Origin of the sequence: Echinicola arenosa, from assembly GCF_014841125.1 — a bacterium.
Classification (GTDB): Bacteria; Bacteroidota; Bacteroidia; order Cytophagales; family Cyclobacteriaceae; genus Echinicola; species Echinicola arenosa.
Genome location: NZ_JACYTQ010000002.1, coordinates 167,855 through 192,477, shown reverse-complemented (window position 1 = coordinate 192,477; position 24,623 = coordinate 167,855). Strand labels below are relative to the sequence as shown.

General features: G+C 38.3%; 16 protein-coding genes and 3 tRNA genes. 12 read left to right on the top strand and 7 right to left on the bottom strand.

The window, feature by feature from the left end:
- Nucleotides 1-6 precede the first annotated feature (6 nt).
- Complete coding sequence (locus tag IFO69_RS05675) at nucleotides 7-1,470, bottom strand: glycoside hydrolase family 130 protein (protein ID WP_192009114.1); 1,464 nt, start codon at nucleotides 1,468-1,470, stop codon at nucleotides 7-9.
- A 946-nt stretch (nucleotides 1,471-2,416) separates the two neighbouring features.
- On the opposite strand from IFO69_RS05675, the gene IFO69_RS05670 reads away from it, so the two are divergent.
- The 5 genes from IFO69_RS05670 (at nucleotide 2,417) to IFO69_RS05650 (ending at nucleotide 7,237) form a co-directional block, all read left to right on the top strand.
- On the top strand, nucleotides 2,417-2,773 hold the full coding sequence (locus IFO69_RS05670) for a cupin domain-containing protein (protein ID WP_192009113.1): 357 nt from the start codon (nucleotides 2,417-2,419) through the stop codon (nucleotides 2,771-2,773).
- Nucleotides 2,774-3,228: 455 nt separating this feature from the next.
- Complete coding sequence (locus tag IFO69_RS05665; RefSeq protein ID WP_192009112.1) at nucleotides 3,229-4,437, top strand: cation:proton antiporter; 1,209 nt, start codon at nucleotides 3,229-3,231, stop codon at nucleotides 4,435-4,437.
- A gap of 361 nt (nucleotides 4,438-4,798) precedes the next feature.
- A complete protein-coding gene (locus tag IFO69_RS05660) occupies nucleotides 4,799-5,884 on the top strand; it encodes a fatty acid desaturase family protein (RefSeq protein ID WP_192009111.1) in 1,086 nt (361 codons plus the stop codon).
- Nucleotides 5,881-6,153 (top strand): hypothetical protein, encoded by a 273-nt coding sequence (locus IFO69_RS05655; protein WP_192009110.1) that lies wholly within the window; start codon nucleotides 5,881-5,883, stop codon nucleotides 6,151-6,153. Before IFO69_RS05660 ends, IFO69_RS05655 begins: the two co-directional genes overlap by 4 nt.
- 157 nt (nucleotides 6,154-6,310) lie before the next feature.
- Nucleotides 6,311-7,237 carry an SAM-dependent methyltransferase gene (locus IFO69_RS05650; protein ID WP_192009109.1) on the top strand — a complete coding sequence of 309 codons (927 nt, stop codon included), beginning with the start codon at nucleotides 6,311-6,313 and terminating at the stop codon, nucleotides 7,235-7,237.
- A gap of 1,348 nt (nucleotides 7,238-8,585) precedes the next feature.
- Here IFO69_RS05650 and IFO69_RS05645 read toward each other — a convergent pair.
- Together IFO69_RS05645 and IFO69_RS05640 are read right to left on the bottom strand one after the other, a co-directional pair.
- The gene (locus IFO69_RS05645; RefSeq protein ID WP_192009108.1) at nucleotides 8,586-9,107 is read right to left on the bottom strand and encodes a nucleotidyl transferase AbiEii/AbiGii toxin family protein; all 522 of its coding nucleotides are present in this window, start codon (nucleotides 9,105-9,107) and stop codon (nucleotides 8,586-8,588) included.
- Nucleotides 9,088-9,309, bottom strand: coding sequence for a hypothetical protein (locus IFO69_RS05640; protein ID WP_192009107.1), 222 nt, complete (start codon nucleotides 9,307-9,309; stop codon nucleotides 9,088-9,090). Before IFO69_RS05640 ends, IFO69_RS05645 begins: the two co-directional genes overlap by 20 nt.
- A 212-nt stretch (nucleotides 9,310-9,521) precedes the next feature.
- Between IFO69_RS05640 and IFO69_RS05635 the strand changes: the two genes are divergently transcribed.
- Complete coding sequence (locus IFO69_RS05635) at nucleotides 9,522-9,863, top strand: helix-turn-helix domain-containing protein (RefSeq protein WP_192009106.1); 342 nt, start codon at nucleotides 9,522-9,524, stop codon at nucleotides 9,861-9,863.
- Between the two features lie 155 nt (nucleotides 9,864-10,018).
- Here IFO69_RS05635 and IFO69_RS05630 read toward each other — a convergent pair.
- Nucleotides 10,019-10,092 (bottom strand) — tRNA-Asn (locus tag IFO69_RS05630).
- 125 nt (nucleotides 10,093-10,217) lie between these two features.
- A complete protein-coding gene (locus IFO69_RS05625) occupies nucleotides 10,218-12,737 on the bottom strand; it encodes a mechanosensitive ion channel family protein (RefSeq protein ID WP_192009105.1) in 2,520 nt (839 codons plus the stop codon).
- Nucleotides 12,738-12,966: 229 nt separating this feature from the next.
- On the opposite strand from IFO69_RS05625, the gene IFO69_RS05620 reads away from it, so the two are divergent.
- From IFO69_RS05620 to amaB, 4 genes are all read left to right on the top strand, one after another.
- Nucleotides 12,967-14,301 (top strand): alpha-L-fucosidase, encoded by a 1,335-nt coding sequence (locus tag IFO69_RS05620; RefSeq protein ID WP_192009104.1) that lies wholly within the window; start codon nucleotides 12,967-12,969, stop codon nucleotides 14,299-14,301.
- Between the two features lie 198 nt (nucleotides 14,302-14,499).
- Entirely contained in the window at nucleotides 14,500-14,928 is a 429-nt protein-coding gene (locus IFO69_RS05615; RefSeq protein ID WP_192009103.1) for an Hsp20/alpha crystallin family protein, read from the top strand.
- 239 nt (nucleotides 14,929-15,167) lie between these two features.
- A complete protein-coding gene (locus IFO69_RS05610) occupies nucleotides 15,168-16,664 on the top strand; it encodes a Do family serine endopeptidase (protein WP_192009102.1) in 1,497 nt (498 codons plus the stop codon).
- A gap of 105 nt (nucleotides 16,665-16,769) precedes the next feature.
- Nucleotides 16,770-18,314: an L-piperidine-6-carboxylate dehydrogenase gene (gene amaB, locus IFO69_RS05605; RefSeq protein WP_192009101.1), complete on the top strand. Its 1,545-nt coding sequence runs from the start codon at nucleotides 16,770-16,772 to the stop codon at nucleotides 18,312-18,314.
- Between the two features lie 214 nt (nucleotides 18,315-18,528).
- Here the strand turns inward: amaB and IFO69_RS05600 are convergent.
- Nucleotides 18,529-18,603: transfer RNA gene (locus tag IFO69_RS05600), tRNA-Val, on the bottom strand.
- A 49-nt stretch (nucleotides 18,604-18,652) separates the two neighbouring features.
- Nucleotides 18,653-18,727: transfer RNA gene (locus tag IFO69_RS05595), tRNA-Val, on the bottom strand.
- Nucleotides 18,728-18,991: 264 nt separating this feature from the next.
- Between IFO69_RS05595 and IFO69_RS05590 the strand changes: the two genes are divergently transcribed.
- Both IFO69_RS05590 and IFO69_RS05585 read left to right on the top strand, forming a co-directional pair.
- Nucleotides 18,992-20,947 (top strand): M1 family metallopeptidase, encoded by a 1,956-nt coding sequence (locus tag IFO69_RS05590; protein WP_192009100.1) that lies wholly within the window; start codon nucleotides 18,992-18,994, stop codon nucleotides 20,945-20,947.
- Between the two features lie 463 nt (nucleotides 20,948-21,410).
- Complete coding sequence (locus tag IFO69_RS05585) at nucleotides 21,411-24,614, top strand: SusC/RagA family TonB-linked outer membrane protein (protein ID WP_192009099.1); 3,204 nt, start codon at nucleotides 21,411-21,413, stop codon at nucleotides 24,612-24,614.
- The last annotated feature ends 9 nt before the right edge of the window (nucleotides 24,615-24,623 follow it).

Genomic DNA, 24,623 nt, shown 5'->3' with positions numbered 1-24,623 from the left:
CAATATTTAATAGTTTTTGAGGGCTTCTAGGAGTTCATCCATGGATATGACAGCATAGGTTGAAGAATAATCGGACACTGCATAGGGCAAAATCAGGTTGGCATTATGAATGATGGCACCACAGGAATAGACCACGTTTGGAACATATCCATCCCGTTCTTTTTCCAAAGGAGTAAGAAGAGGTTCTTTTAGTCTTCCAATTTCTATAGTAGGATCTTCCAAGTCAAGAAGGGAGGCCCCTATACTATACCTTCTCATTGGGCCAACACCATGGGTTATAATCAGCCAACCCTCTTTTGTCCAGATTGGAGATCCACAATTCCCTATTTGGGTATATTCCCAGGGGAATTGAGGTTCCTGGATTTTCATGGGGGAGTTCCATAGCGTACTTTTGTCAGAAAACATGATGTAGTTATTTACACCGTCGATCCGGGCCAACATGGCATATTTCCCTTTTATTTTTTTAGGGAATAGTGCAAGGTTTTTATTTTGGGCTCCTTCTCCATGAAGGGGCATCACTCTGAAGGTATAAAAATCTTCCGTAGATAATAGTTTGGGAAGTGTATTATGGCCATTATAAGCTGAATAAGTTGCATATACCTTTTCGGTTCCATTACTTTCTGTGAAATTTACAAATCTGGCATCTTCAATCCCCCTGCTTTCAGAATTTGAAATGGGAAATAGTACTCTTTCGGTAAGATCAGAATCCATTTGGAACTGGACATCATAAAATGAGTCAACAAGCCAGGTCATCTCATTCAACGCCATTCTTCTTTCCATACTGATGGCTTTATCATTTAAGATTTTAGCAACCGCAGTAGTTAAGGAATAGTATTCAAAGTTATCAGGCAGGTCTTCCATAATGCTTTTAGAATATTTTTTAGGTATATTCATTTCAGTAAGCTTCTTGATAAACCGGTTTTTGTCATATAACCTTTTATGTGTTACTTCAGCCAAGTCTATTTGGTCTCCTGATTTCATAACTTGTAGGTTGTTATTTTTGTCGATAATCGCTCTCCGGAAAACAATGGAAGAAATATGCCCTTCGCCGGTGGCTCTAAAGGAGAGGATTACTCTCATTTCTCCCTCCTCAAGGTAGGACTGATCAAAGTCCTTGATAATAGAAGGGTTGAATATTGCTGCTGATTCAATAGAATATTCCATTGTACAATAGGAACCAATCAGCATCTTTTGAAAATCAGAGAGACTATCATAAAGATCATTCTTTATTTTAATCAGTTCTTGAATTTTCTCAAAATGCTTGTGGAATATCTTGGAAATATTTCGATGGCGACTGGCAAATTCTCGCAAGGTTTGTTCTAAAGTTAATTTGACCTGTTCTTCTCCCATAGAAAGTACTCTATCTATCATTTTTTCGGTTCGCTCTTTCCCATTCCAGAAAAATCTGGCTACAACCCTACTGGAATCTGGCGAAAATCTGAAATCTTTCCTTTCTGCTGTAACTTTCATTGCTTCAGTTAATTATAATATTTGGGCCTTTGCTAAAGGTAGCCCTTATATTTGTCAATAGACGTTTTTGTATTGTATATTTTGCTTTATTTTGGGAAAAGACAACTTTTCAATTTAGCGCTGTTTTGAAGTAATATTTTAAAGGCAAATTCGGGTCGGCTTTTGTAGTATAAGTTGGGAGATACAGGCATGAAGCATAGAAAGAAGCATCACAAGGATTTTTGTGATTTAATCCGGATTATCAAAGTTGTTTAGTAAACGAATTTAAAGTGGTCTCAGCTCGAGTTTTCGTTTCTTGTCTGGAGACCGAAGTTTCCTCTTTGCCTTCCATTTCTCAGGCAGGTGGGGCCTTTGGGAGATATTCTCCTTTGATTCTTTCAACTAAACAACATTGTCGGAATTATTCAAGTTAGCCTATCCAACTCCTGGTTTGGAAGGTATGAAACCAGAGGAAAATTAGAGTTTTTTAGGAGGTGGTTGAATAGCGCCATAATGGGGGGAATTTCTGTCCTATATGGACTCAGAAATGGCGGTAAAGCAGCTGATTTTAAATAGGTTTCTGGTCATGATGGATTCTCATTTCTAAATTTTGGATTATAGATAGGAGAAAGTTAATTGTTGTTTTGGTTAGAATTTTAATAGAAATACAAGTGATAATTGAAAATTAAACATGAGAAATATATAAGTGAAGCCTTTTCAACTGTAACACAATAGAAGGAAATATTGATCATCTTTATATTGAGAGGCATGGTAGAAATAATTTCCATTCAGTGCTTATTGGAGAGGGGGGATTATGAAAAGATTTGTAAATAATTCAATAGCAAAAGGGGGTGATGGTTGGGTACTTACCGAATATGGTGATGAAAAAGGCTATCGAATTTATGTCATTTTAGGATGTCATGTATTCTAGTTTTTGGGGTCTTTAATGGATTTAAACAAAAAACTCATGGGACATTTTGAAATGCAAAAATCGGAAATCTTAATCCTTGTAGAATTGATCGATTATATTCCAAATGCCGTTCTTAGTAAAACGATTATTAAAAAAACGACAGGAAACGTTACAGCCTTTTCATTTGATTCAGGAGAGGCATTACTAGAAAAAAAATGTCCCTATGATAACTTCATTCAGGTCATTGAAGGCAAGGCGGAAATTATCGTCGATGGTAATTCTAAAATCCTAAACTCAGGTCAATCTATAATTATACCGGCTCATATGTCCAATAGTATTAAAGCAAATTTTAGGTTTAAAATGATCTCTACAATTATTAAGAGTGGATATGAAGATGTAGAACTGGGCCAGTAATTTTATAAGAAAATTAAGTTCCAAGGGAAAAAAGCGGTCACTATAACATTGATGATAAGTATATGAAAATTGTTAGAAGTTGGAGAGAGTAGAATATTTTGCTTAAAAGAATGTTTCCCTTTCTTACCGATGATCTTATTATTGATTGGATAGTGCTGCTAAAAAACTAAGGAAAACTCGTTCTAAATTGGAGTTGCTATTTGAAGGAAAGCAACTTTACTAAGAGTTAGAAGTCCTCTTTATTTTTAAGTTTTGTAAAAAAAATATTTTTGCAGATTGTTTTTTTCTGGAAAATGATAAATGGGTAGTTGAAAAAAGACTAGAAGAAAATTTTTATTGGTTGTATCGTAGTAATATCTCACTTAGTGAGAATTAGGTCACTGAAATGATTAGTGTTTTAACCATTGAGGAAAAGAGAAATCAAATTTAGAGTTAAATACTGAGGTTAATCCGGTATGGAGAATTTTAATATACAAATCGATTTGGCAGCGGCCTTTATTGATCCTGTCATTTTTATTTTGGTCGTCATTTCTATTGGGATTATTGTAACTAGCTTTATTTTTAAATTAATAGGGCAACCTTATGTGATAGCTTACATTCTGGTGGGAATTTTATTGGGGCCAAATGGTTTAAGCTTAGTAAATGACAAATCGCTTGTTTCTAGTTTTGGGGCTTTCGGGCTGGTGCTTTTACTTTTCTTTATTGGCATGGAGATATCGCTTCCAAAAATAATAGCTAACTGGCGTATTCCCGTCATAGGAACCCTTGTTCAGGTGATATTCAGTGTGGGAGCGGTTTGGGGTGTGGGCTCTATTTTTCATTGGGATCTTTATCAGATAATCGTACTGGGTTTTGTGATAAGCCTTAGTAGCTCTGCCATTGTTATAAATTATCTGCAAGACAAAGGGTTAATAACATCCGATTTGGGTCAAAATGTTATTGGAATTTTGCTGGTACAGGACATATTGGTGGTGCCGATGTTAATTTCTCTCAATTATTTAGCGGGAACAGCACCTTCCTCCCTGGATGTAGCAAAACAGGTTCTTGGTGGATTCCTGATCTTGGGCATAACCCTATGGGTCTTGAGGAAAAAGGAATTACGTCTACCATTTGGTGAGAAAATCAGACAGGATCGTGAAATACAGGTTTTCTTAGCTTTTGCGTTTTGTTTTGGCTTTTCCATCCTAACGGCATTTTTTGGTCTTTCCTCTGCCTTGGGAGCATTTGTTGCAGGAGTAATTGTATCAAAAGCCAAAGAAACTACATGGGTACATAGCAGTCTCCATGCGTTTAGAATCGTTTTTGTGGCCTTATTCTTTGTGTCCGTGGGGATGTTGATAGATTTAGACTTTTTGACTGAGAATTTATTGATCTTGTCTATCATGACTTTACTGGTCTTCATTACCAATAATTTTATTAATGCCATAATTGTCCGCTTTTTGGGGGAGTCTTGGGCCAATAGTTTGTTGACAGGTGCTATTTTGGCTCAGATAGGAGAGTTTAGCTTTATCCTAGGAGCAACTGGCATTTATATAGGTCTTATTTCAGAACATACCTATCAATTAGTAATTTCAACTATTTCAGTGTCACTTATTATCAGTCCAGCATGGATTTTTTTGATGAGGAAAATAATTGGTTTGTTAAATGGTAAAAACAAAACATAATTAATCGCTTTAGCACCTGCAGACCTGTTTTTGACTGATCCCACGGATCTATCTAGTGGAAGACAGGTTTACACTGAATTAAATTATTGTGAGCATATTTAGTTCTAAAGGACCCAGTTTCACTAGGTATCCGAAATGGGTTCCTTTCTTTTACTAAGAATAATAAGAAGGATTTAATACAAAAAAATGATTTTTTGGTTCTAGGTGTGATATATACAAACTCTATTCATCATTATGTAAGGGAATATGGTAATAAAAACACCAACTTAGTAATACGCTTCAATATTGCACTAGATATTGCTTCAAAATACAGAATTGCTAGCGATGCTAATTGAGGAGAGATTTATATAAATAATGCCCAATGAAAAATTTGAAATTTACACATAGCATCAGGTCTGGATTCGACAAAACTTTGAGAACTAAAGTGAATAACTATTTTGAAAAAAATAATATTAGCAGATATGGAAATGGAAATATGATAGTGAAAACTGTAATTATGCTTTCTATTTTCTTTATTCCGCTTATTTTTATTGGTTCAGGAATGGTAGAAAATACTGCTCTTCTGTTCACTTTATATATTACAAGTGGATTTGGAATGGCTGGTGTAGGAATGGGGGTAATGCATGACGCTATTCACGGTTCCTATTCTAAGAGCCGTGCTGTCAATCGGTATTTAGGATATACTATGAATTTAATAGGAGCTAATTCCGATGTTTGGAAAATACAACATAACGTCCTTCATCATACTTACACAAATATAGAAGAAGGAGACGATGATATTAATGTGCCATTTTTTTTGCGATTTTCTCCTCATGCTAAGCATTATTGGATACACCGTTTTCAATATCTATATGTTTGGTTGTTTTATGGACTTTCTACTATTTCATGGATTACATTAAAGGATTTTGTAAGAGCTTGTCGCTATAATAAAATGGGCTTTTTTGATAGAAAAAGTAGTTTTACAAAAGAATTGTTAAAAATTGCGGTTTGGAAAATCATTTATTATTCATACGCCCTGTTCCTGCCATTAATAATGGTACCACTACCTGCTTATATTGTGGTTTTGGCCTTTTTAGGCATGCATTTTGTCACCGGAATTTGCATAAGCCTTGTTTTTCAAACGGCCCATATTGTTCCGGGTACTGAATTTATTCATGCTGATAAAAAGGGTCAAATTCATAATGAATGGACATTACATCAATTGGCAACTACTAGTAACTATGCTCCAAAAAGTACCCTGTTCTCCTGGTTAATTGGGGGATTAAATTTTCAGGTCGAACACCACTTATTTCCCAATATTTGCCATGTCCATTACAAAAAGCTGTCAGGGATTGTTTCTAGAACAGCAAAGGAATATAATTTACCTTATAATGTGAAAAAGTCTTTTTTTGAGGCCCTTTTGGATCATATAAAAATGCTCAGGCAGTTAGGAATTCAACAAATATGAAGACATTTCTGGAAATTACGAGGCAGATTTATGATGAGCGTTTGGACAATAGGTTTACACAAAGGAACTACTATCTAAATAATGAGGAATTGGATGTGGTTATTTACGATAAGATGATCCAAAAAAGCCTCAAGAATAAGGAAGACTTTACGGTTGTTAAGGAGGTAAGAATGGAGCATAGCATGGGTGGGAAATGGCATGTCCTTAGAAATGAATTTCATAGGAGTTTTTATGAGAAAGGAGTTGAAAAGAAATTCAGTAGTTTCTAGTCTTCATAATAAACACTTCGTAGGTCAACAATACTACCTTAAAGGTAAGTGTGTATTTACGGGCAGTATAACTTTTTATTAAAGATATGGGTTGAGTAAAGCAACGGTACTTTTTATGACATTCTAATATTCTCTAATTTTATTAATGGATTGAATTATGGCCAATAAGAAAGATTTAGATCAGACCTATACAGCAATCGATCGAATTTTCCGGTTGAGTATTGGGGAAATGGCAGATTTCAGCGGGGCAAAATATGATGGCGATTTTTCCAGGTCCCTGGAATATGCTCAGCATGAAAAGCATCGGTATGTAGCTAAAAGCCTTAATATAACAAAAGATAGTAGGGTACTGGATATGGGATGTGGATGGGGAGGTTTTATGAATTTTATAAAAGAGGAAATTGGGGCAAGTTGCCTTGGTCTCACTATGTCCAGGGGACAAGCCCTTGCGTGTGAAAGGAATGGCTTTGATGTCCTGGTTAAAGACTGCCGAAAGGTTACAGTGGATGAAATAGGTAAGTTTGATAGTATTGTCTGCATTGGGGCCCTGGAACATTTTTGTTCGATAGAAGAATGGAAAGAAGGGAACCAGGAAAGAATTTACCGTGAATTTTTTAAAACTGTTTATGATTTATTATTACCAGGTGGTAAGGTATATATCCAATCTATGGTCTTTGGTGAAAACATGATTGATTATAAAGATATTAAGATCACGGCTAAAAAGGATACTCCAAGCCATTTAATGGCATTGATGATCAAGGAATTCCCAGGTTCTTGGTTGCCTTATGGAACAAAAATGATTTCTAGAAGTGCAGCTCCCTATTTTAGGCTCATTTCTAAAAATAGCGGCCGACTGGATTATATAGAAACTATCAGGCAATGGAGGATAAGATTCAGGGCTTTCAGCATATATAAGTATGCGATTTACTTATCGCTATTGTTCAAGTTTTTGTTTAAAGGACAACTAAAAGACCGATTTACTATATTTTCGACGAGTCCCAATAAAAGGTGTTTTGAAAAAGGAATCATGGATCACTATAGGATGGTTTTTGAAAAAAATGAGGACTTTTTGTGTAACAACTGATTCAGGAGAATATCAAATTTCCTTTAACAAAAATTATAGAAATAAATTAGTGAAAAAGAAATTGTTTCTTTTAAGAAAGTACAATATATAATGATCATTTTTATAAAACATGTTATTAATTAAATTTCAATATTTGATGCTTAAATGCTTGGGGTAATGGTATTGGTTTGAGTTAAAAAGACAGGGTTGGGGCCTGAAAGAAATAATAAGCATTGGATTAATAATATGGAAGACTTATTCTAATTAGGGTACTGAAAAAGTAACAGCAAGATGTAGTTTTGTATACAAAACCCTCTTTTCAGCCTCCAAAGTCGGGGGAAAGGTGCTCGGGACTCGCAGCCTTTGATGGAGGTAAATTCTGATCATAAGGGTTGAAAGGTGTTGTTGTTGATCTTAACAAAAAGTCAAGTATACCTGTTAAAGCAGGTTGGGAGGAGCCGGGATAACTTGTTGTTCCTAATGACGGTTTCATGGGGATCCACTCCACCTTTCTGCAAATATATTCCGGTCAGGAAAACGATCAAGGGCAAGTGAATGCTTCCTGCCGTCAGCACCCTTGACCTTTATTCCTTCCCGTTATAAGGTGGCATCCAAGAGGAGTGAATGGACTAGTGTGGTCACAACTCATAATATTTCAATAGAGCAATAAGGCAGGGAGAAGTGGATGATGATAAATGTTGTTTCTGGGATATTGTTTTATGCTAAATTGTACTTTTTGGGAAAATCATTGACCCAAGGGTCAGGGTATACCCAGCTTTACCCCAGCTTTACCCCAGCTTTGCCCTAGCTTTGGTACCACTATGATGTAGAAGATGTATAGTTGTTTTATAAGTTAGATGGTTATTCGTTTAGGTTGGTGCTCTAATCGAGATATTGTTAAAGTGGGCCATTTTGAAAACTTCAGTGGACAAGCCTAAGGTTAAAAAATTGAATCAGTTTGATGGCTTCATATCGAAATCTGATTTAGGCATTGTAAATGCCCGAAATTTGAGGATACAGGTTGCAAATGTAGATCAACGCAAGCATCCATTTTACAATGAAAGGCAGATAATTAGTCAAAGTACGGCATCGCATCCAAGCGATGAGCAAGATGTAGGATTGTGCCACAATCCCACCTTGAAGTTCCATTTGAATTCGTGGGAACAAAATCCTTCGTAGTCGGATTTTTGCTGAACTATTAAAAGTGAATGGTATCCTTCTGTAATGGATTTTTCCGACATAGTAGAGTCGTTCCTGGCGTAAAAGTAAAGTTTAGCCCTATAATAATTAAATCCTACGTTATTCAAAAATTCTTTAAATCAGTGGGTTGAGGAGAATCTGAAATTGGGTTTTGCTTGAAAAGGTAATGCTACCAAAACTTCCATCTTTTCTTATTGTTTGGTCCTTTGAGAGTAGCCTTTAGCTTTTTAAGATAATTTAAATCTTCAATATCTCTTTCCTTGCTTCGGTCTTTAACAGCGGCCTGTTTTAGCAGGATAAGATCGTCTAAGGAAACAACTGGGATTATTTGGTCATCGATATGTTTTTTTTCAGCTCTTTTGTAGGCTAAGTTAAAGTCTACAACATCCAGCTTTTTTAAGATTTCTATCCTTAAGGGAGGTTGTCCGATTCCTACCATTTTGGGGATTAAAAACATTTCTTCGGTAACGTCTTCTTTATCAATCCCAAAGTCGGTACATGCCTTAATAGCTCTTTTAGCATTGTCTGTTGTTGCATTAATAAAAATATCAAGGTCACCAGTGCTCCGAATATATCCATAGGCGCCCATTGCGAATCCTCCGATTACTAAGTATTCCACGTTATTCGCGTTCAGTGCCTTTATGAATTCCGAAAAATTATCTGGAAGGCTGTTATTTTTCTTTCCTGACATTGTTATCCTCTATAAAATAAATTTTCTTTTCCATTTTATGATTTTGGATGTCCACACCAGATAAGGAAAAGTTAAAAGCTAAATGCTGACAATACTTTTTTAAGTTGTCCTCCATTGTGGAGGAAAGGGCATTTTTGACCATAAGATCTATAATATCTTCATTGTCCTCAATGAAATATATCTTTTTATCAGAAGGTTTCATACTGACTAATTTAGCTTAGGTTTAGGTTTTTTCATAATTTGACCCCCATACGGCACTTTATAAGGGTTCCTAATACTGATTTCAGTGTGACTGTTTTCTGTCTCCCAAATTTAAATTACCAAAAATATTTCACCCCACTACGGTCCTACTGGTGAATATTTTCTCACTGAAATCATTAGCATCGGCTTTTCTATAAACTAAACCAATCATCCATGGACTTAAAATTTGAAGACCTTCCTCTGGCAGTATCACAGTTAACCGAGCAAAACAAATTGATTTTAAATGCTATCCATGAAAACGGCTGTTCAGAAAATCAGACTGAAGAGGTATTAACCTTAAGCAGGATATGTGATTTATTGGAATTGAAAAGGCAAACCATCTACAGTTATGTATCCAGGGAACTGATTCCTTATCATAAAAAGGCAGGCAAACTTTATTTCTTTAGACAGGAAATTAAAGAGTGGATCAAATCTGGGAATAAAAGTGAAAAAATCGAAGGGGTTAGCTTTAATCCTAGAAGAAAGTTCAAAGACCGGAAACTCAAAAAAGTTTAATAGTCTATTGTTACTTTACTTATTGATTTTTAGATAATTATCTTCTTTTGGAATTCCTTTTGCAAATGAGGGATCGAATAGCGTCAATATTTTGCAAATTTTTTGCAAATAAAAAAGCCACTTACTATTTTTAATTGTAAGTGGCTGATTTTCAGCTCCTCCTCTTGGGCTCGAACCAAGGACCCTCTGATTAACAGTCAGATGCTCTAACCAACTGAGCTAAGGAGGAATTTTTGTTGTTTTCGCTAACCCGTTTGTTTAACGTGATGCAAACATAGCAGGTTGTTTATTTTTTTCCAAATATGGGGTAGAAAAAAGTTGTTTGATTTTTCTTTTGTGCTCGATTTCAGGTGGTTAATTTTCTTCTTTTTTCCTACTATCCCCTGTTGAATCTGTTTTGGGGCTGTTTTTGGTAGGGAAGTCGGGCATGGATTTGATGTAAAGGTCACGTTGAGGGAATGGGATTTCAATGTTTTCTTTACCGAAGGTTTTATAAATCTCTTTCATGACTTCGTTCCTCATGTCTACCCAAGTGTCGAAATCATTCACCCAGAAAAGAAGTCGGTATTCCACAGCACTGTCCGCAAAATTTTGGAGGTAAACATTTGGTTTAGGGTTTTTGAGAATACCTTCCCTTTCCAAGATGACTGTGAGTATGGATTCCACCTGATCCGAATCACTCCCATATGCCACTCCTATAATTAATTCTATTCTTCTTCTTTTATTGGAAAGGGTCCAGTTGATCAGGTGTTGGGAGAGTAGGTCTCCATTGGGAAGGATGACTTCCGAGCCGTCATAGGCTTGTATTTTACTAGCCCTGATCCCTACATCCTTCACTACTCCGCTTCGGCCACCGACTTCGATGGCATCACCAATTTGGATAGGCCGTTCGAATGCTAAAATTACCCCGGATACCAAGTTGTTGATGATCGTTTGGAGACCAAAGCCAATACCCACTGAAAGGGCGCCTAGGACAATGGCTACACTGTCCAGGGGTATTCCAGCTGCAGTGACAGCGAGTAGGAAACCTATGGTGAAGATGGCAAGTTTGATCAGCAGGATGGAGGAACCTAATCTTTGTTTTCGGTTGGCAGCTAACTTTTGGTCCTTGGCCTCTGCAAAATAGGAAATATACTTGGAGATGATGGCTGAAATCCAAATGATGATGATGAAGGTCAATACACTTCCAAAAGTGAAAACAGAGTTTCCTATTTTTCTCTCTTCAGATAGGAACAATGATATGTTAGCGTATATATAGTCATAAACGGTCAGGTTAACGGCTAAATAATAGAACCAAATGGCTGAAGCAATGAAAACAAAAATCTTTTGGACTTTTTCCTGGATGTCTTGAAAATCAAAGTAGGCAGTGTAATCTTTAGAGCTTTTTTTGCTCATTTCAATTTGAAGGTAGATGGCTTCCAGAATGACTAAGACAAATACATATAGTCCGATGGCCTGCATCAAAGAGGTGGTAGCCGCTATTCCCAATATTTTGGACAGACTGTAGCGACCCATTATATTGGCAAAAGCAGAAAGTCCTTGAATGATTAAAAAAAGTTGAATCAAGAATATAATGTATTTTGGGTGGGTGAGGGTGGAATTCCTGATAGAACTGATAATATGATAGCCTAAAGCAATGCTCAGGATGCTCAGTATAAATAAGCTCCATCTTTCTTCAAATGCCGTTTCTATATAAAGATTGCTTAAGGAGTAAACGATAAAGATGGTCAGGAAAATTAACCAAAAAACAAAAACCTTTTTGCTTACAATTGCTCTGATCAAAATTGTCGTGACAATCATCATCAATGCCAGTACACTTACTGTTAGAATTACCGGGGGAGACCGGTAGAAGAAAGGGGTGATAGGTAGAATAATGATCAGTGCTGAAGAAAAAGGATGTTTAGGAATAAACCTTGTCCTTTGTAAAATAATCTCAGAAAATTCTTTTTCTGATTTAATGTGTCTCAGCAAGTACCTGATCCAAAGAAATGCCAAAATGACCAAAGAAAAGACCAGTATGTGCGTCGGTTTATTGACTTCTCCATATCCACTGAGGATTACACGGTTGATAAGATAGGAATGGGAGATGACATCCCATATTTTCTTTTTGGTTTCAACTGATTTTGGCTCCCAGATGTAGTTAACCTCCTTGTTGAATAGTGCTCGCTCCAGAATGTTTTCCCTTTCTTCAATTTCTTCTTTGAAATCATTGATCTCGATTATGGCTCGGGACAATCTGCTTTGGTATCCGGCCAATATTAATTGTTGATTAAGGTAGAGGCTGTCTGCAGTTTTTATTCGTGTATTTAGTTCACTTAGAAGGTTTTGAAATGTAGGGAGGGTTTCAGGGTCCTTGATGGATAGGTTAAGAATTTCATCGTTTTTTATTTTTCTTAAGGAATCCTTTGCAGCCGAAATTTCATAGTCTTTGGCGTCGATTTTTTCTTTCCATTGAGCGAGTTGCCGGGTCTGGTAATTGGTGAAATTCTTGAGGGCGCTGAGGTATCTAAGGTTGATGTCATTATCCCTTTCTTCAAGCCTGTTTCGCACCAGGTCCAACCTTCTCTCTGTGGTTGGGAGGTTGATGCTTAATTCTAGGGTGTCAATGTCTCTTTCTAGTACTTTATTGATATGGTTGGTGGTGATGATGTAGTCTTGGAGTGCATATATGATGTTGTTAATCGAGCGTTCTTGGACGACCGTATCTTTTTTAGTCTTTTTTTGTGAGGCGCTATCTGTGTTAGTGCTAAGCAATGAGTCTCCTAAAGATAATATGTCACCTGCAGTTTGTATAGCACATGCCTGCTGTGCAATATAAGGGGAGAGCAAAAATGAGATTAAAAGACTTAGTCTTATAAGCTGCTTGAGTTTCATACAGAATTGTACTTGGGTTTTGATAAAATTAAAAATAATATTTGAGACCTAGGGCTGGTTGAAAGTATAGTTGATCAGATTTATAAAGTTGGGCGGAGAATTGGTGTTGAAAAAATAGGATATTCAATTATTGGATTTATAAAAAAATGCAAGATATGTGAATGGATAGTTTAATATTTTAAAATTTGTAAATTTGAAGACTACATAATTTACTAACAAAGTATTTAGAATGAAGAATTGGAAAACGGAGATCGTGTTGCTCTTGACAGGCTGGCTGATGCTTGGAAGTGTTTTTGGTCAAGAATCAAAAGAAGAGGCCAAGATGGATTGGTTTCAAGATGCCAAGCTAGGTATTTTTTTGCATTGGGGCATATATGCTGTGAACGGGATAGATGAGTCTTGGTCTTTTTTTAATGACTACATTTCCTATGAAGATTATATGAAGCAGCTTGATGGTTTTACTGCTGCCAACTATGATCCTCAGAAATGGGCCGAGCTGATCAGTGAGTCAGGGGCAAAATATGCGGTAATTACTGCAAAGCACCATGACGGTGTGGCTCTGTGGGATAGTAAAGTGAGTGATTTGACGGTTGTGAAGAAAACTCCTGCCAAACGGGATTTGATAGGTCCATTTATGGAAGCTTTGGAAGAGCAGGGAGTAAAAAAAGGATTGTACTATTCTGTTTTAGATTGGTCTCATCCTGACTATGATCGACAGACTAGGGTGAAGTACCGATATAAAAACGACCCTGAGCGTTTTCAGAAGTTTGTGGATTTTAACTTCAAGCAGTTGGAAGAACTTTCTTTAAGTTACCATCCTGATCTGTATTGGTTTGATGGAGATTGGGAGCATAAGGCCGAAGAGTGGAAGAGCAAAGAGCTCAAGGAACAATTAATCAAGTGGAACCCGAACATAATTGTTAATTCCAGAATTGGTGGAGGCTTGGGTGATTATGCAACTCCGGAGCAAGGAGTGCCAGTAGCAAGACCCAATAGTAAATACTGGGAACTCTGTTTAACGATGAACAATAGTTGGGGCTATCAGCACAATGACCATGCTTACAAAACTCCCAATGAGCTGTTGAGGATTTTTGTTGACTGTCTTCATATGGGGGGTAATTTGCTGTTGGATGTGGGGCCAAAGCCTGACGGGACTATTCCTGAAGAGGCTGAAAATATTTTAAAAGAGTTTGGTCGCTGGACCTCTAAGCATGCATCTGCTATTTATGATACACAAGCAGGAATTCCGGAAGGGCATGTGTTTGCTCCGACTACCTTATCCAAGGATAAAACCATCCTTTATATTTACTTGGACTATAAGGTAAATGAGTCGTTGGTGATCAAGGGCTTGAAAAATAAAATCAATAGGATTTGGGTAGTTGGTGATGGGACCAAGTTGGAACACAGGGAGGTTGGTAAAATGTATTGGAGTAAAGTTCCAGGTTTAAAATACATAGATATCCCGGAAAGTGTATATGACAAAGACATCACTGTCCTTGCTGTTTTGCTCGATGGTGAAGTGGATTTGTACAGAGAGGAAGGGCATGTGATTGAAAGCAATTGATAGATATTTTTATATCATAGACAATAAGGGGCTAGGCTAGCCCCTTATTTTTTTACTGAAAACAGCCATAATGGCGGTTTTTTAGATTTGACACGGGCGATTTAAGTCATAATGGCATGTTTTTGAGTCGTTTTTGGGCTTGGTACGATATTCACTATAGTATCGATGTAAACAATAAAACTTAAAAATCATACTATTATGAAACTTGTGAGATATAACAACTTCGAGCCGAATTATCCTTCATCATTCAGTGGTTTGTTGGATAAATTCTTCAATGATTCTCTTAATGGGAATGTTCAAAAGTTCTCTCCTTCGGTGGATGTGTCCGAAGATGAAAATGCTTATGAGATAGAGCTGGCAATTCCAGGAGTGAAAAAAGAAGATTTCAAGATTGATTTGTTAGATGGAAAGCTGACAATCTCCGGTGAAAGAAAACAGAAGGAGACCAAGGAAGGAAAGAATTATCATACTGTTCAGACGCAGTATGGCTCCTTTAGCAGGTCATTTTTCTTGCCTGAAGATGTGAGTCACGAATCTATCGAAGCAAAATACGAGGATGGAATACTGAAAGTCGTTTTGCCAAAAAGTGAGAAAAAGGTGCTTAAATCAACCATTCAAGTAAAATAATTGATAAGTGGGGAAACCCACTTATCTTTTTTGTGTTAACTTATAAAGGAATCCTTTATTGGTAACGATAAGGTTTTTCTCGAAAGAATAATTGGTGAAAATGGTGCTTTGCCACTGCTTTGTTAAAAGGTGTTAAATGATGTGTCAGATATCGATCTTTGGACGATATTTGAAAACAATTGTAATGGCAAATCGTGTATTCAATTAGTTTAATCAACCAAAAAAATAAGGAGAGCAATATGAATAGAAAGCAATTCTTCCTCAGTATTATCCTTGCCTCTGTAATTGGTGGCTTGGTGGCTTTAGCAGGGGTGAGTATTTTGTCTCCAGGAGATAAAGTTGTCACTTTTGAAGAAAAGCAGAATACTAGTCTTGTTAATTGGCTCAAGGATGACAAGTTTAATGTTCCTGATGGGATAAACTTTGTCGCTTCAGCCTCACAAGTGACACCCGCTGTGGTGCATATCAAAAGTAAAGTAACCATGCAAAGCTCCAGCCGTGGAGGAAATCCTTTGGAGGAGTTTTTTGAATTCCGGTATCCGGACAATGGAGGGCAGGGACGCCCAAGAGAAGGAGTAAGTTCGGGATCTGGCGTGATCATTTCAGAAGATGGTTATGTGGTGACGAATAATCACGTGATCGAAGATGCCAAGGATATTGAAATCACACTTTATGATAATACAAACTACAAAGCCAAGTTGATAGGGACTGACCCGACTACCGATTTAGCATTGTTGAAAATAGAGGCGGATAACTTGCCGTTTGTGCCATTTGGAGATTCCGATCAAACCCAAGTAGGTGAGTGGGTCCTAGCAGTGGGCAACCCGTTTGATTTGACATCTACGGTCACTGCTGGTATTGTGAGTGCCAAGGCAAGGAATATTGGAATCTTGCGGAATGAAAGCAATAACAACCTCCAGATTGAATCCTTTATCCAGACTGATGCGGTGGTGAACAGGGGTAACTCGGGAGGTGCTCTTGTGAACTTGTCAGGAGAGTTGATAGGTATCAATACAGCCATTGCTAGCCAAACAGGTGTTTTCAGTGGATATGCCTTTGCGGTGCCAAGCAGTATCGTGAAAAAAGTGATGGATGATTTATTGGAGTATGGTACTGTGCAAAGAGGTTTGTTGGGAGTTTCTATTCAGGATGTGAGTCCTGAATTTGAGGAGTATCTTGGTAAAGACCTAGGTGTTTCCCAAGGGGTTTATGTAGCCGAGGTGAATGAAGGAAGTGGAGGTGAAGATGCTGGCTTGCAAGAGGGTGATATTATCATTGGAATTGACGGTGTGGCCACCAATACAGTATCCAAACTCCAGGAAATGGTCGCCAGAAAACGTCCCGGTGATAAAGTGTCCGTGAAATACCTAAGAGATGGTAAAGAGAATGAAGTGGATGCCACTCTAAAAAATATATCCGGTACTACGAAAATAGTGAAAAAAGAAGCGCCTAAGTTGGCTGAATTTGAATCTGTAACTTTCAAAGATCTTGAATTGTCTTTACAGCGACGCCTTGATGTAGATGGTGGGGCTGTTATCGATGAGATAGATAATGACAAGTGGGAAGAGGCCGGTGCCCGTGAAGGATTTGTGGTGACTCATGTTGGAAGAGACAAAATCAAAGGAGCTAATGATTTAATAGCAACTTTGAAAAGAAATAAAGGAGAAGAAGTGATGGTGTTGGGAATCTATCCTAACGGCCAGAAATCTTACTTCGAAATAGAGATAGACAAATAGTATAGTGTTTAGTTGGTTTATGTATGTGTTAAAAAGGCCATCCATTTTGGATGGCCTTTTTTTTTGCTAGCTTTGGTTAAAGCGACATAAACTAATATAGGCCCTATGGAAGAGAAATTTGAAGTAAAAGCACTTTTGGAGCAACTAGGAATAAATGAGGTAAATAAAGGAACGTGGACAGGCGTTGAATATATCGATTTAAAGGGAGAATGGCTGGTGAGTAAATCTCCAGTGGATGGAAAGGAAATTGGGAAGGTGCAAGTGACCTCCAGAGAGGCTTATGAGTTGGTAATGGAGAAGGCTGAAAAGGCTTTTAAGGTTTGGAGGAAGGTTCCCGCTCCACAAAGGGGGGAAGTGGTGAGGCAAATTGGTATTGCTTTAAGGGAGAAAAAAGAGGCCTTAGGTAAGTTGGTTTCCTATGAAATGGGGAAATCTTACCAAGAGGGCTTAGGGGAAGTGCAGGAAATGATAGATATCTGTGATTTTGCAGTCGGACTTTCGAGGCAGCTATATGGTTTGGCAATGCATTCTGAACGCCCTGGCCATAGAATGTATGAGCAATGGCATCCCTTGGGGATTGTTGGGGTTATTTCAGCTTTTAATTTTCCAGTGGCAGTGTGGTCTTGGAATACTATGATCGCGTGGGTTTGTGGAGATGTGTGTGTGTGGAAGCCATCAGAGAAAACGCCATTGACATCCTTGGCTTGTCAAAATATTGCAGCAGAAGTATTCAATAAAAATGGGTTTTCAGAAGGTATATCTTGTTTGTTAATTGGTGATGCCAATGTGGGGGCATTTTTGGCTCAGGACCCAAGGGTGGCATTGGTTTCGGCCACAGGTTCCACAAGAATGGGTAAATCCGTAGGGGAGGTTGTTGGAGGTCGGCTAGGTAGGGTGTTGTTGGAGCTAGGGGGTAATAATGCCATCATTATTACAGAAAACGCGGATTTGGATGTGGCCATTCGGGGTGCGTTGTTTGGTGCGGTCGGAACTGCAGGGCAACGCTGTACAAGTACCCGAAGATTGATTATTCATGATTCAGTTTATGAAGAGGTTAAAGAGCGGTTGGTGTCGGCCTATAGCAAATTGGTGATTGGAGATCCATTGAATGAAAAGAATCATATTGGGCCTTTGATTGATGTAGATGCGGTTGATAATTACCTATCAGCCATTGAAAGAGTCAAGGCAGAAGGGGGAAAAGAATTGGTTGAAGGAGGAGTGTTGAATGGAGAAGGTTTTGAGTCTGGTTGCTATGTGAAGCCATGTGTCTTTGAAGTAGAAAATCATTTTCAGGTAGTTCAGCAAGAGACTTTTGCACCCATACTTTATCTTATAAAATACAACGAGCTCGAGGAAGCTGTTTCCTGTCAAAATGGTGTTCCTCAGGGCTTGTCATCTGCTATGATGACGATGAATATGAGGGAAGCGGAATATTTCTTGTCGGTAGAGGGCTCTGATTGCGGGATTGCCAATGTAAATATCGGTACTTCAGGTGCTGAAATCGGAGGGGCCTTTGGTGGTGAAAAAGAGACAGGTGGAGGTAGAGAGTCTGGTTCTGATGCTTGGAAGGCTTATATGAGAAGGCAAACCAATACCATTAATTACAGTGCTGAACTTCCGCTGGCACAGGGGATAAAGTTTGATATTTGATTATAAAGATAGTTTATTGTCGAGTTAAAGGTAGGGTTAGGTGTGGGCTTAATGAAGTCATGGACCTAAAATTATTTCAAACCACAGATGAAAAAGGTGAGCTTGGATTTATAATCTAAAGTGTGTTCTTATCCATTTTTCTGTGGTTTTGAATTTCTTTTTGAGCTCTTGCTAAATAAAAAAAGCTAATCCATTTGGATTAGCTTTTTAAAAGTGGGAATTGAGGGATTCGAACCCCCGACCCTCTGCTTGTAAGGCAGATGCTCTGAACCAACTGAGCTAAATTCCCGATAAATTTTAAACCACTTAAGTCTTTGAAAAGCTTTCAAAAACTTTTGTGGGAATTGAGGGATTCGAACCCCCGACCCTCTGCTTGTAAGGCAGATGCTCTGAACCAACTGAGCTAAATTCCCATTTTGACGATCTTTTATCGTTTAATTGGATTGCAAAGGTAGGTGTAAAAACTTTAGGTGCAAATATTATTTTCAAAAAAATATGTAATGAAATATTAAGTGGTTGATAATGAAGTGTAAAAAAAAAATAAATCTGAATTATGAGTTGTGGTTTGGATAATTTACAGAAGAAAGAATGGTGAAAATGTTACCGTTAAAATAATTCAGTTTCTTCTTCATCAATCTTTATGTAAATTTGGCGAAATATTATACAAAACTCGAGTTATGAGATATACTTTAGAGAAACTTTCTTTCCTGTTTTTAGGACTGTTTTTAGTGCATTTTGCGGGTGCACAACAGGTAGAAGAAAACAACCAAGGAGAATTTAATGATTTTACCTACCGCAGAGGAAATATTTATCGATCAGCAACTGGAAAACCAGGTCCAAACTATTGGCAAAACGGAGCTGATTACAAGATTAATGTAACCCTTGATGACGAAGAGCATACCATTACAGGGAGCATAGCCATTCACTATACCAACAATAGCCCTGAAGCATTGGACTTTGTTTGGTTGCAGCTTGAGCAAAATAGGTTTACTGAGGACTCTAGAGGAACATTGACTACGCCAATCCAAGGCAACCGATACAATGGAGATACAGATGGAGGTTATGAGCTTACCAATGTGTCTGCCACAGTTGGTAAAAGAGGAGCTGCTTCTGATAAGTATTTGGTTAGTGACACCAGGATGCAGGTTTTCTTTTCGGAGCCACTACCTGCCAAAGGCGGTGAAGCTACCATTAAAATGGACTTCAGCTTCAAAATCCCTGTAAAAGGAATGGATCGAATGGGGAGATTGGACGTGGAGGAAGGAACTATTTATGCTTTGGCTCAATGGTATCCAAGAATGGCAGTCTTTGATGATGTAAAAGGATGGAATACAGAACCGTATTTGGGTGCAGGCGAGTTCTATCTAGAATATGGGGATTTTGAATATGCAGTTACTGCTCCAGCCGATCATATCGTAGTAGGTTCTGGTAAGCTGTTGAATCCGTCTGAGGTAATGTCAAAGGAAATGCAGAACAGGATGGATCAAGCCATGAAGAGTGATACTACTGTTTATATCTTGAAGCCGGAGGAAGTTGCTGACCCATCTACAAGGTTGAAGCAGGATGGTACATTGACTTGGAAGTTTAAAATTGAGAATTCAAGAGATGTAGCCTTTGCTTCTTCTAAAGCGTTTATTTGGGATGCGGCAAGAATCAACTTGCCAAGTGGAAAAACCATTCTCGCTCAATCTGCTTATCCAAAGGAAAGTGATGGCATTGAAGCTTGGACAAGGTCCACAGAATACAGCAAAGCTTCAATCGAGCATTATTCCGAAATGTGGTATGAATTCCCTTACGCAACTGCAACCAACGTAGCGGCTGATATCGGAGGAATGGAATATCCTGGCTTTAACTTTTGTGGATATAAAAGCAAAGGAGAGTCTCTTTGGGGTGTGACTGACCATGAGTTTGGTCACAATTGGTTCCCGATGATTGTAGGAAGCAATGAGAGATTGTACCCATGGATGGATGAAGGTTTCAATACCTTTATCAACCATTACAGTACTTTGGCTTTCAATGACGGAGAATATCCTTCAGACCTGAATCAAACCAGAAAGTACATCGCTTATTTCAACAGAGAAACCAGAGAGGGGATAGATACTTATCCAGATGTGGTAAATGTCAATAATCTTGGTATGACAGCTTACATGAAACCTGGTATTGGTTTGATCATGTTAAGAGAATATATCTTGGGACATGAGAGATTTGACAATGCATTCAAATCATACATCAACACTTGGGCGTTCAAGCACCCACAGCCGACTGATTTCTTTAATCATATGGAGAATGTAGCTGGAGAGAATTTGAACTGGTTCTGGAAAGGTTGGTTCTATGGAAATGAAAATATTGACTTGTCATTAGACGGTGTCTATCCTTACGGAGGAAACTATGTGTTAGCATTGTCAAGCAAAGGCGGAATCCCAATGCCAGTGGTTATAGAAGTGACGTTTGTAGATAATAGCACGGAAAGATTTACCCTTCCTGTAGAGATTTGGCAAAGAGGTGACCAGTGGAACCATTTGTACAAAACCGATAAAGAGGTTAAGAGCATTGAAATTGACCCAGATAAAGTGATACCGGACATCAACATCAGCAATGATAAATGGCCGAGTCAGATTTACTCTGAAGAGTAATATTTAGGGAGCTTTTAGCTCCCTTTTTTATTTCATTTTCTTGGAGCAGGAATTTTTCCTGCTCTTTTTTGAGCTTTAAAAAAATGATTTTTTCAATCGATTGCGGAAATGAATCTGTTTTATGTTTTTTCAATATATGGCCCTGTGTGATAGGTTATTGTTAAAATTTAAAGTTTTTTTTAATGATTATAATGCAATAAGCCGGTTTTAATTTCTTTTTTGAAATCCTTGTTTTTAATGTCCAGTAGTATTTAGTGTAAAATTTACATTTAAATTTTGCATTGATGCTGATTATTGTCTAATATTCGAAAAATTAATTGGTGTAATTAATACACTTAACCGTTTTTTTGTTTCTGGACAAGACATATAAGTGGTTAGTGTTAAGTTCGTTGCGTCCGGTATCTGCTTTAGGCAGGTGAGTGATTTTATTCGTTAAAATTAATTATCAATAAACCCCTTTAATATGAATTATGAAGATTTACACAGAAATCTTGCTGTGTTTCTTTTGCTGAGCATTTTCTTGTTCCAGCAAGTACCAGCTTTTGGGTCGACGTCCGTCGACAATTCCTTCGTTTCAAAATCAAAACTTACTTTCAAAGAATCGGCAGAAATCACTGTCTCAGGTACCGTGGTGGATGAACAAGGCAATGCAATACCTGGAGTATCAGTGATTGTCAAAGGTACAACCATTGGAGTAGCCACTGATTTGGATGGTAATTTCCAATTGGATGTGCCCTCTACAGAAAGTGTTTTAGTATTCTCCTATTTGGGATTTGAACCTCAAGATGCAGTAGTCGGTAATCGAAGTAACATTAACATTACCTTGGTCGAAAACCTAAGTGATTTGGGTGAGGTAGTGGTAGTAGGTTACGGTGTACAGAAAAAGGGTACCATTACAGGTGCTGTTGGTGAAGTGAAAGCTGATGATCTGATCAAGACCCCATCAGTAACTACCTCTGAGGCTTTGGTAGGTAAAATCCAAGGTGTGACGGCAAGGCAAGGTGATGCCCGGCCAGGTTCCAGTGCTTCCATCCAAATCCGGAATATGGGGCAACCTTTATTTGTGATTGATGGGATTCCTTCCGATGCAGCTCAATTCAACAACCTCGGGCAGAGCGATATAGAAAGTATCACCGTGCTAAAGGATGCTTCTGCCGCCATTTACGGAATGAGAGCAGCTAATGGTGTGGTTTTGGTAACCACAAAAAAGGGTAAGGTCAACCAAAAAGCAGAGATCAACTTATCAGGTTATTATGGCCTTCAGAATTTTACCAGATATCCTCAGCCAGCCAATGCTTACCAGTTTTTACGTGCTAATGCAGAGTCAGAAGTAAATCTGGGAGGTTCGCCGAGCATCACGCCAGAGGAATTACAGAAGTGGCAACAAGGAACAGAGAAAGGTTACCAGAGTTTTGATTTTTATGATTTTATCATGAAACCAAATGTGCCTCAGTATTCCCTAAATGGTAGTGCAATAGGAGGCTCTGAAAACACGAAGTATTACTTCTCTTTGTCCCATTTGAACCAGGATGCCTTGATCGATGATTATTTGTTCCAAAGAACGAACTTTCAGTCGAACATCGACATGACTTTGGCCGATGGTTTAACAGTAGGCACACAGATCAGTGGTAGAATTGAAAATAGGGAGCAAGTGGGAGTACCAGGGTTGGATGATTATTTCAATCCGTTCCTAAGTATTTTCACCATGTGGCCAACCGAACGTCCTTATGCCAATGACAATCCAAATTATGTGAACGGGGATGTTCATAACATCAATGTGAATCCTGCTACCTACACTAAAGATGTCACGGGGTATGTAGACGAAATTTGGAGAGGAATCAAAGGTAATTTCTATGCGCAGTACGAATTTGATTTTGGGCTGTCCATGAAGGGAACTTATTCCTACAATTACACCACTTTGGATTTTGATGGTTTTGAGTATACCTATGATGGGTATATCTATAATGAAGATACAGGTATCTATGAAACCCGTCCTGAGTGGGGAAACCAAAACCCATGGAGGGAAAGAAGAAAGCGTAATACGGTAGACCGCGTCGGCCAGTTCCAAATTAATTATGGAAAGAACTTTGGAGATCATAGTGTTTCCGCTATTGCTGGTTACGAACGTTGGGATCAGCAGTCACATTATATGGTTGTTCATACGGTGCCACCAAACAACTATATTCCGATCATGTCATTTGCCGATCAGGATCTGTTGATCGATGAAATTTATCAGGAAGCTAGAGAGGGTTATTTGGCAAAGATTAACTATGACTACAAAGAAAAATACTTGGTTGAGCTTTTGGGTAGGTATGATGGATCCTTTTTGTTTGCTGAGGGAAAACGCTTTGGCTTCTTTCCAGGTATTTCAGCAGGATGGAAAATCTCTGACGAATCTTTCATGACCAATGCCAAAGGAAAAGTATTAAGCGATTTAAAAATAAGGGCCTCTTATGGTCAAACGGGTAATGATCGATTTATTGGCAGCAATAACTTTATCGTAGATCCTTTTAGCTATTATGCGGGCTACAACTTTATTCCGACTGCCGGTGGTAGTGCGGTATTGAATGGTTCGTTTGTGCCGGGTGTTGATCCAAGGGGCTTACCGGTGACGAACCTCTCCTGGATTACCAATACCAACATTAACTTTGGACTGGATGCTTATTTATTCAATAGTAAACTCTTTGTTCAAGGTGATGTTTTTGAAAGGAGAAGAACGGGGCTTCCAGCAGGCCGGTATGATGTGCTTTTACCTGCAGAGGTAGGGTATACCCTTCCCTCCGAAAACTTAGAATCAGATGCGCACAGAGGTATAGAAGGTATCGTTACCTATACTGGAAAAGCGGGAGCAGTAGATTTCTCTTTAAGTGCCAATGGAACTATCTCCAGGCTAAAAATTATCGAAAGGTATAAACCTAGATTTGGTAATTCCTGGAATGAATATCGAACTGATCAGGAAGGTAGGTGGGCCAATATCAATTGGGGCTATCAAGTGATGGGCAGATTTGAAAGTCAAGAGCAGATCGAAAACTATCCCGTGGATATTGATGGTCAAGGAAACAGAAATGTATTACCGGGCGATTTTATCTATGAAGACGTTAACGGTGACGGTTTGATTAATGGTATGGACGAGCGACCAATAGGTTACGCAGAAGGATCCAATCCCTATGTGAGTTTTGGTATGAATGGTTCAGCGAGCTATAAGGGCTTTGAGTTGTACTTTAGCTTTGCTGGAGCTTCCATGCAGACTTTTACCAGAAACTGGGAGTTGAGGTATCCTTTCCAAAACAATGGTGTTTCACCTGATTTTATGTTTGAGGACAGATGGCATCATGAAGACCTTTATAATGCTGATAGCGAGTGGGTGCCCGGTACTTATCCTGCCATCAGAAGATTTGGCGCAGATCACTTGTACAGACATAATACATTCTGGTTGACCAATGTGAAATACCTAAGGTTGCGTAATCTTGAAATTGGTTACAGAGTGCCGGAATCGTTCCTTGAAAAGTATGGAATCAATGCATTGAGAGTGTATGCCAATGGAACCAATCTTTTCTCAATTGATAATACCAAGGAATTTGGTGTAGATCCGGAAATTGGAGCAGCCAATGGTTTGGTATATCCTCAGCAGCGTTTGTTTAACTTTGGATTTAGCATCACCCTATAAACCCCGAAA

Coding starts and splice junctions, on each gene's coding strand:
- IFO69_RS05590 (WP_192009100.1), top strand. CDS start 18,992: ATGAGATATACTTTAGAGAAACTTTCTTTCCTGTTTTTAGGACTGTTT.
- IFO69_RS05625 (WP_192009105.1), bottom strand. CDS start 12,737: ATGAAACTCAAGCAGCTTATAAGACTAAGTCTTTTAATCTCATTTTTG.
- IFO69_RS05660 (WP_192009111.1), top strand. CDS start 4,799: ATGAAAAATTTGAAATTTACACATAGCATCAGGTCTGGATTCGACAAA.
- IFO69_RS05650 (WP_192009109.1), top strand. CDS start 6,311: ATGGCCAATAAGAAAGATTTAGATCAGACCTATACAGCAATCGATCGA.
- IFO69_RS05640 (WP_192009107.1), bottom strand. CDS start 9,309: ATGAAACCTTCTGATAAAAAGATATATTTCATTGAGGACAATGAAGAT.
- IFO69_RS05665 (WP_192009112.1), top strand. CDS start 3,229: ATGGAGAATTTTAATATACAAATCGATTTGGCAGCGGCCTTTATTGAT.
- IFO69_RS05655 (WP_192009110.1), top strand. CDS start 5,881: ATGAAGACATTTCTGGAAATTACGAGGCAGATTTATGATGAGCGTTTG.
- IFO69_RS05645 (WP_192009108.1), bottom strand. CDS start 9,107: ATGTCAGGAAAGAAAAATAACAGCCTTCCAGATAATTTTTCGGAATTC.
- IFO69_RS05635 (WP_192009106.1), top strand. CDS start 9,522: ATGGACTTAAAATTTGAAGACCTTCCTCTGGCAGTATCACAGTTAACC.
- IFO69_RS05620 (WP_192009104.1), top strand. CDS start 12,967: ATGAAGAATTGGAAAACGGAGATCGTGTTGCTCTTGACAGGCTGGCTG.
- IFO69_RS05615 (WP_192009103.1), top strand. CDS start 14,500: ATGAAACTTGTGAGATATAACAACTTCGAGCCGAATTATCCTTCATCA.
- IFO69_RS05675 (WP_192009114.1), bottom strand. CDS start 1,470: ATGAAAGTTACAGCAGAAAGGAAAGATTTCAGATTTTCGCCAGATTCC.
- amaB (WP_192009101.1), top strand. CDS start 16,770: ATGGAAGAGAAATTTGAAGTAAAAGCACTTTTGGAGCAACTAGGAATA.
- IFO69_RS05670 (WP_192009113.1), top strand. CDS start 2,417: ATGGGACATTTTGAAATGCAAAAATCGGAAATCTTAATCCTTGTAGAA.
- IFO69_RS05610 (WP_192009102.1), top strand. CDS start 15,168: ATGAATAGAAAGCAATTCTTCCTCAGTATTATCCTTGCCTCTGTAATT.
- IFO69_RS05585 (WP_192009099.1), top strand. CDS start 21,411: ATGAATTATGAAGATTTACACAGAAATCTTGCTGTGTTTCTTTTGCTG.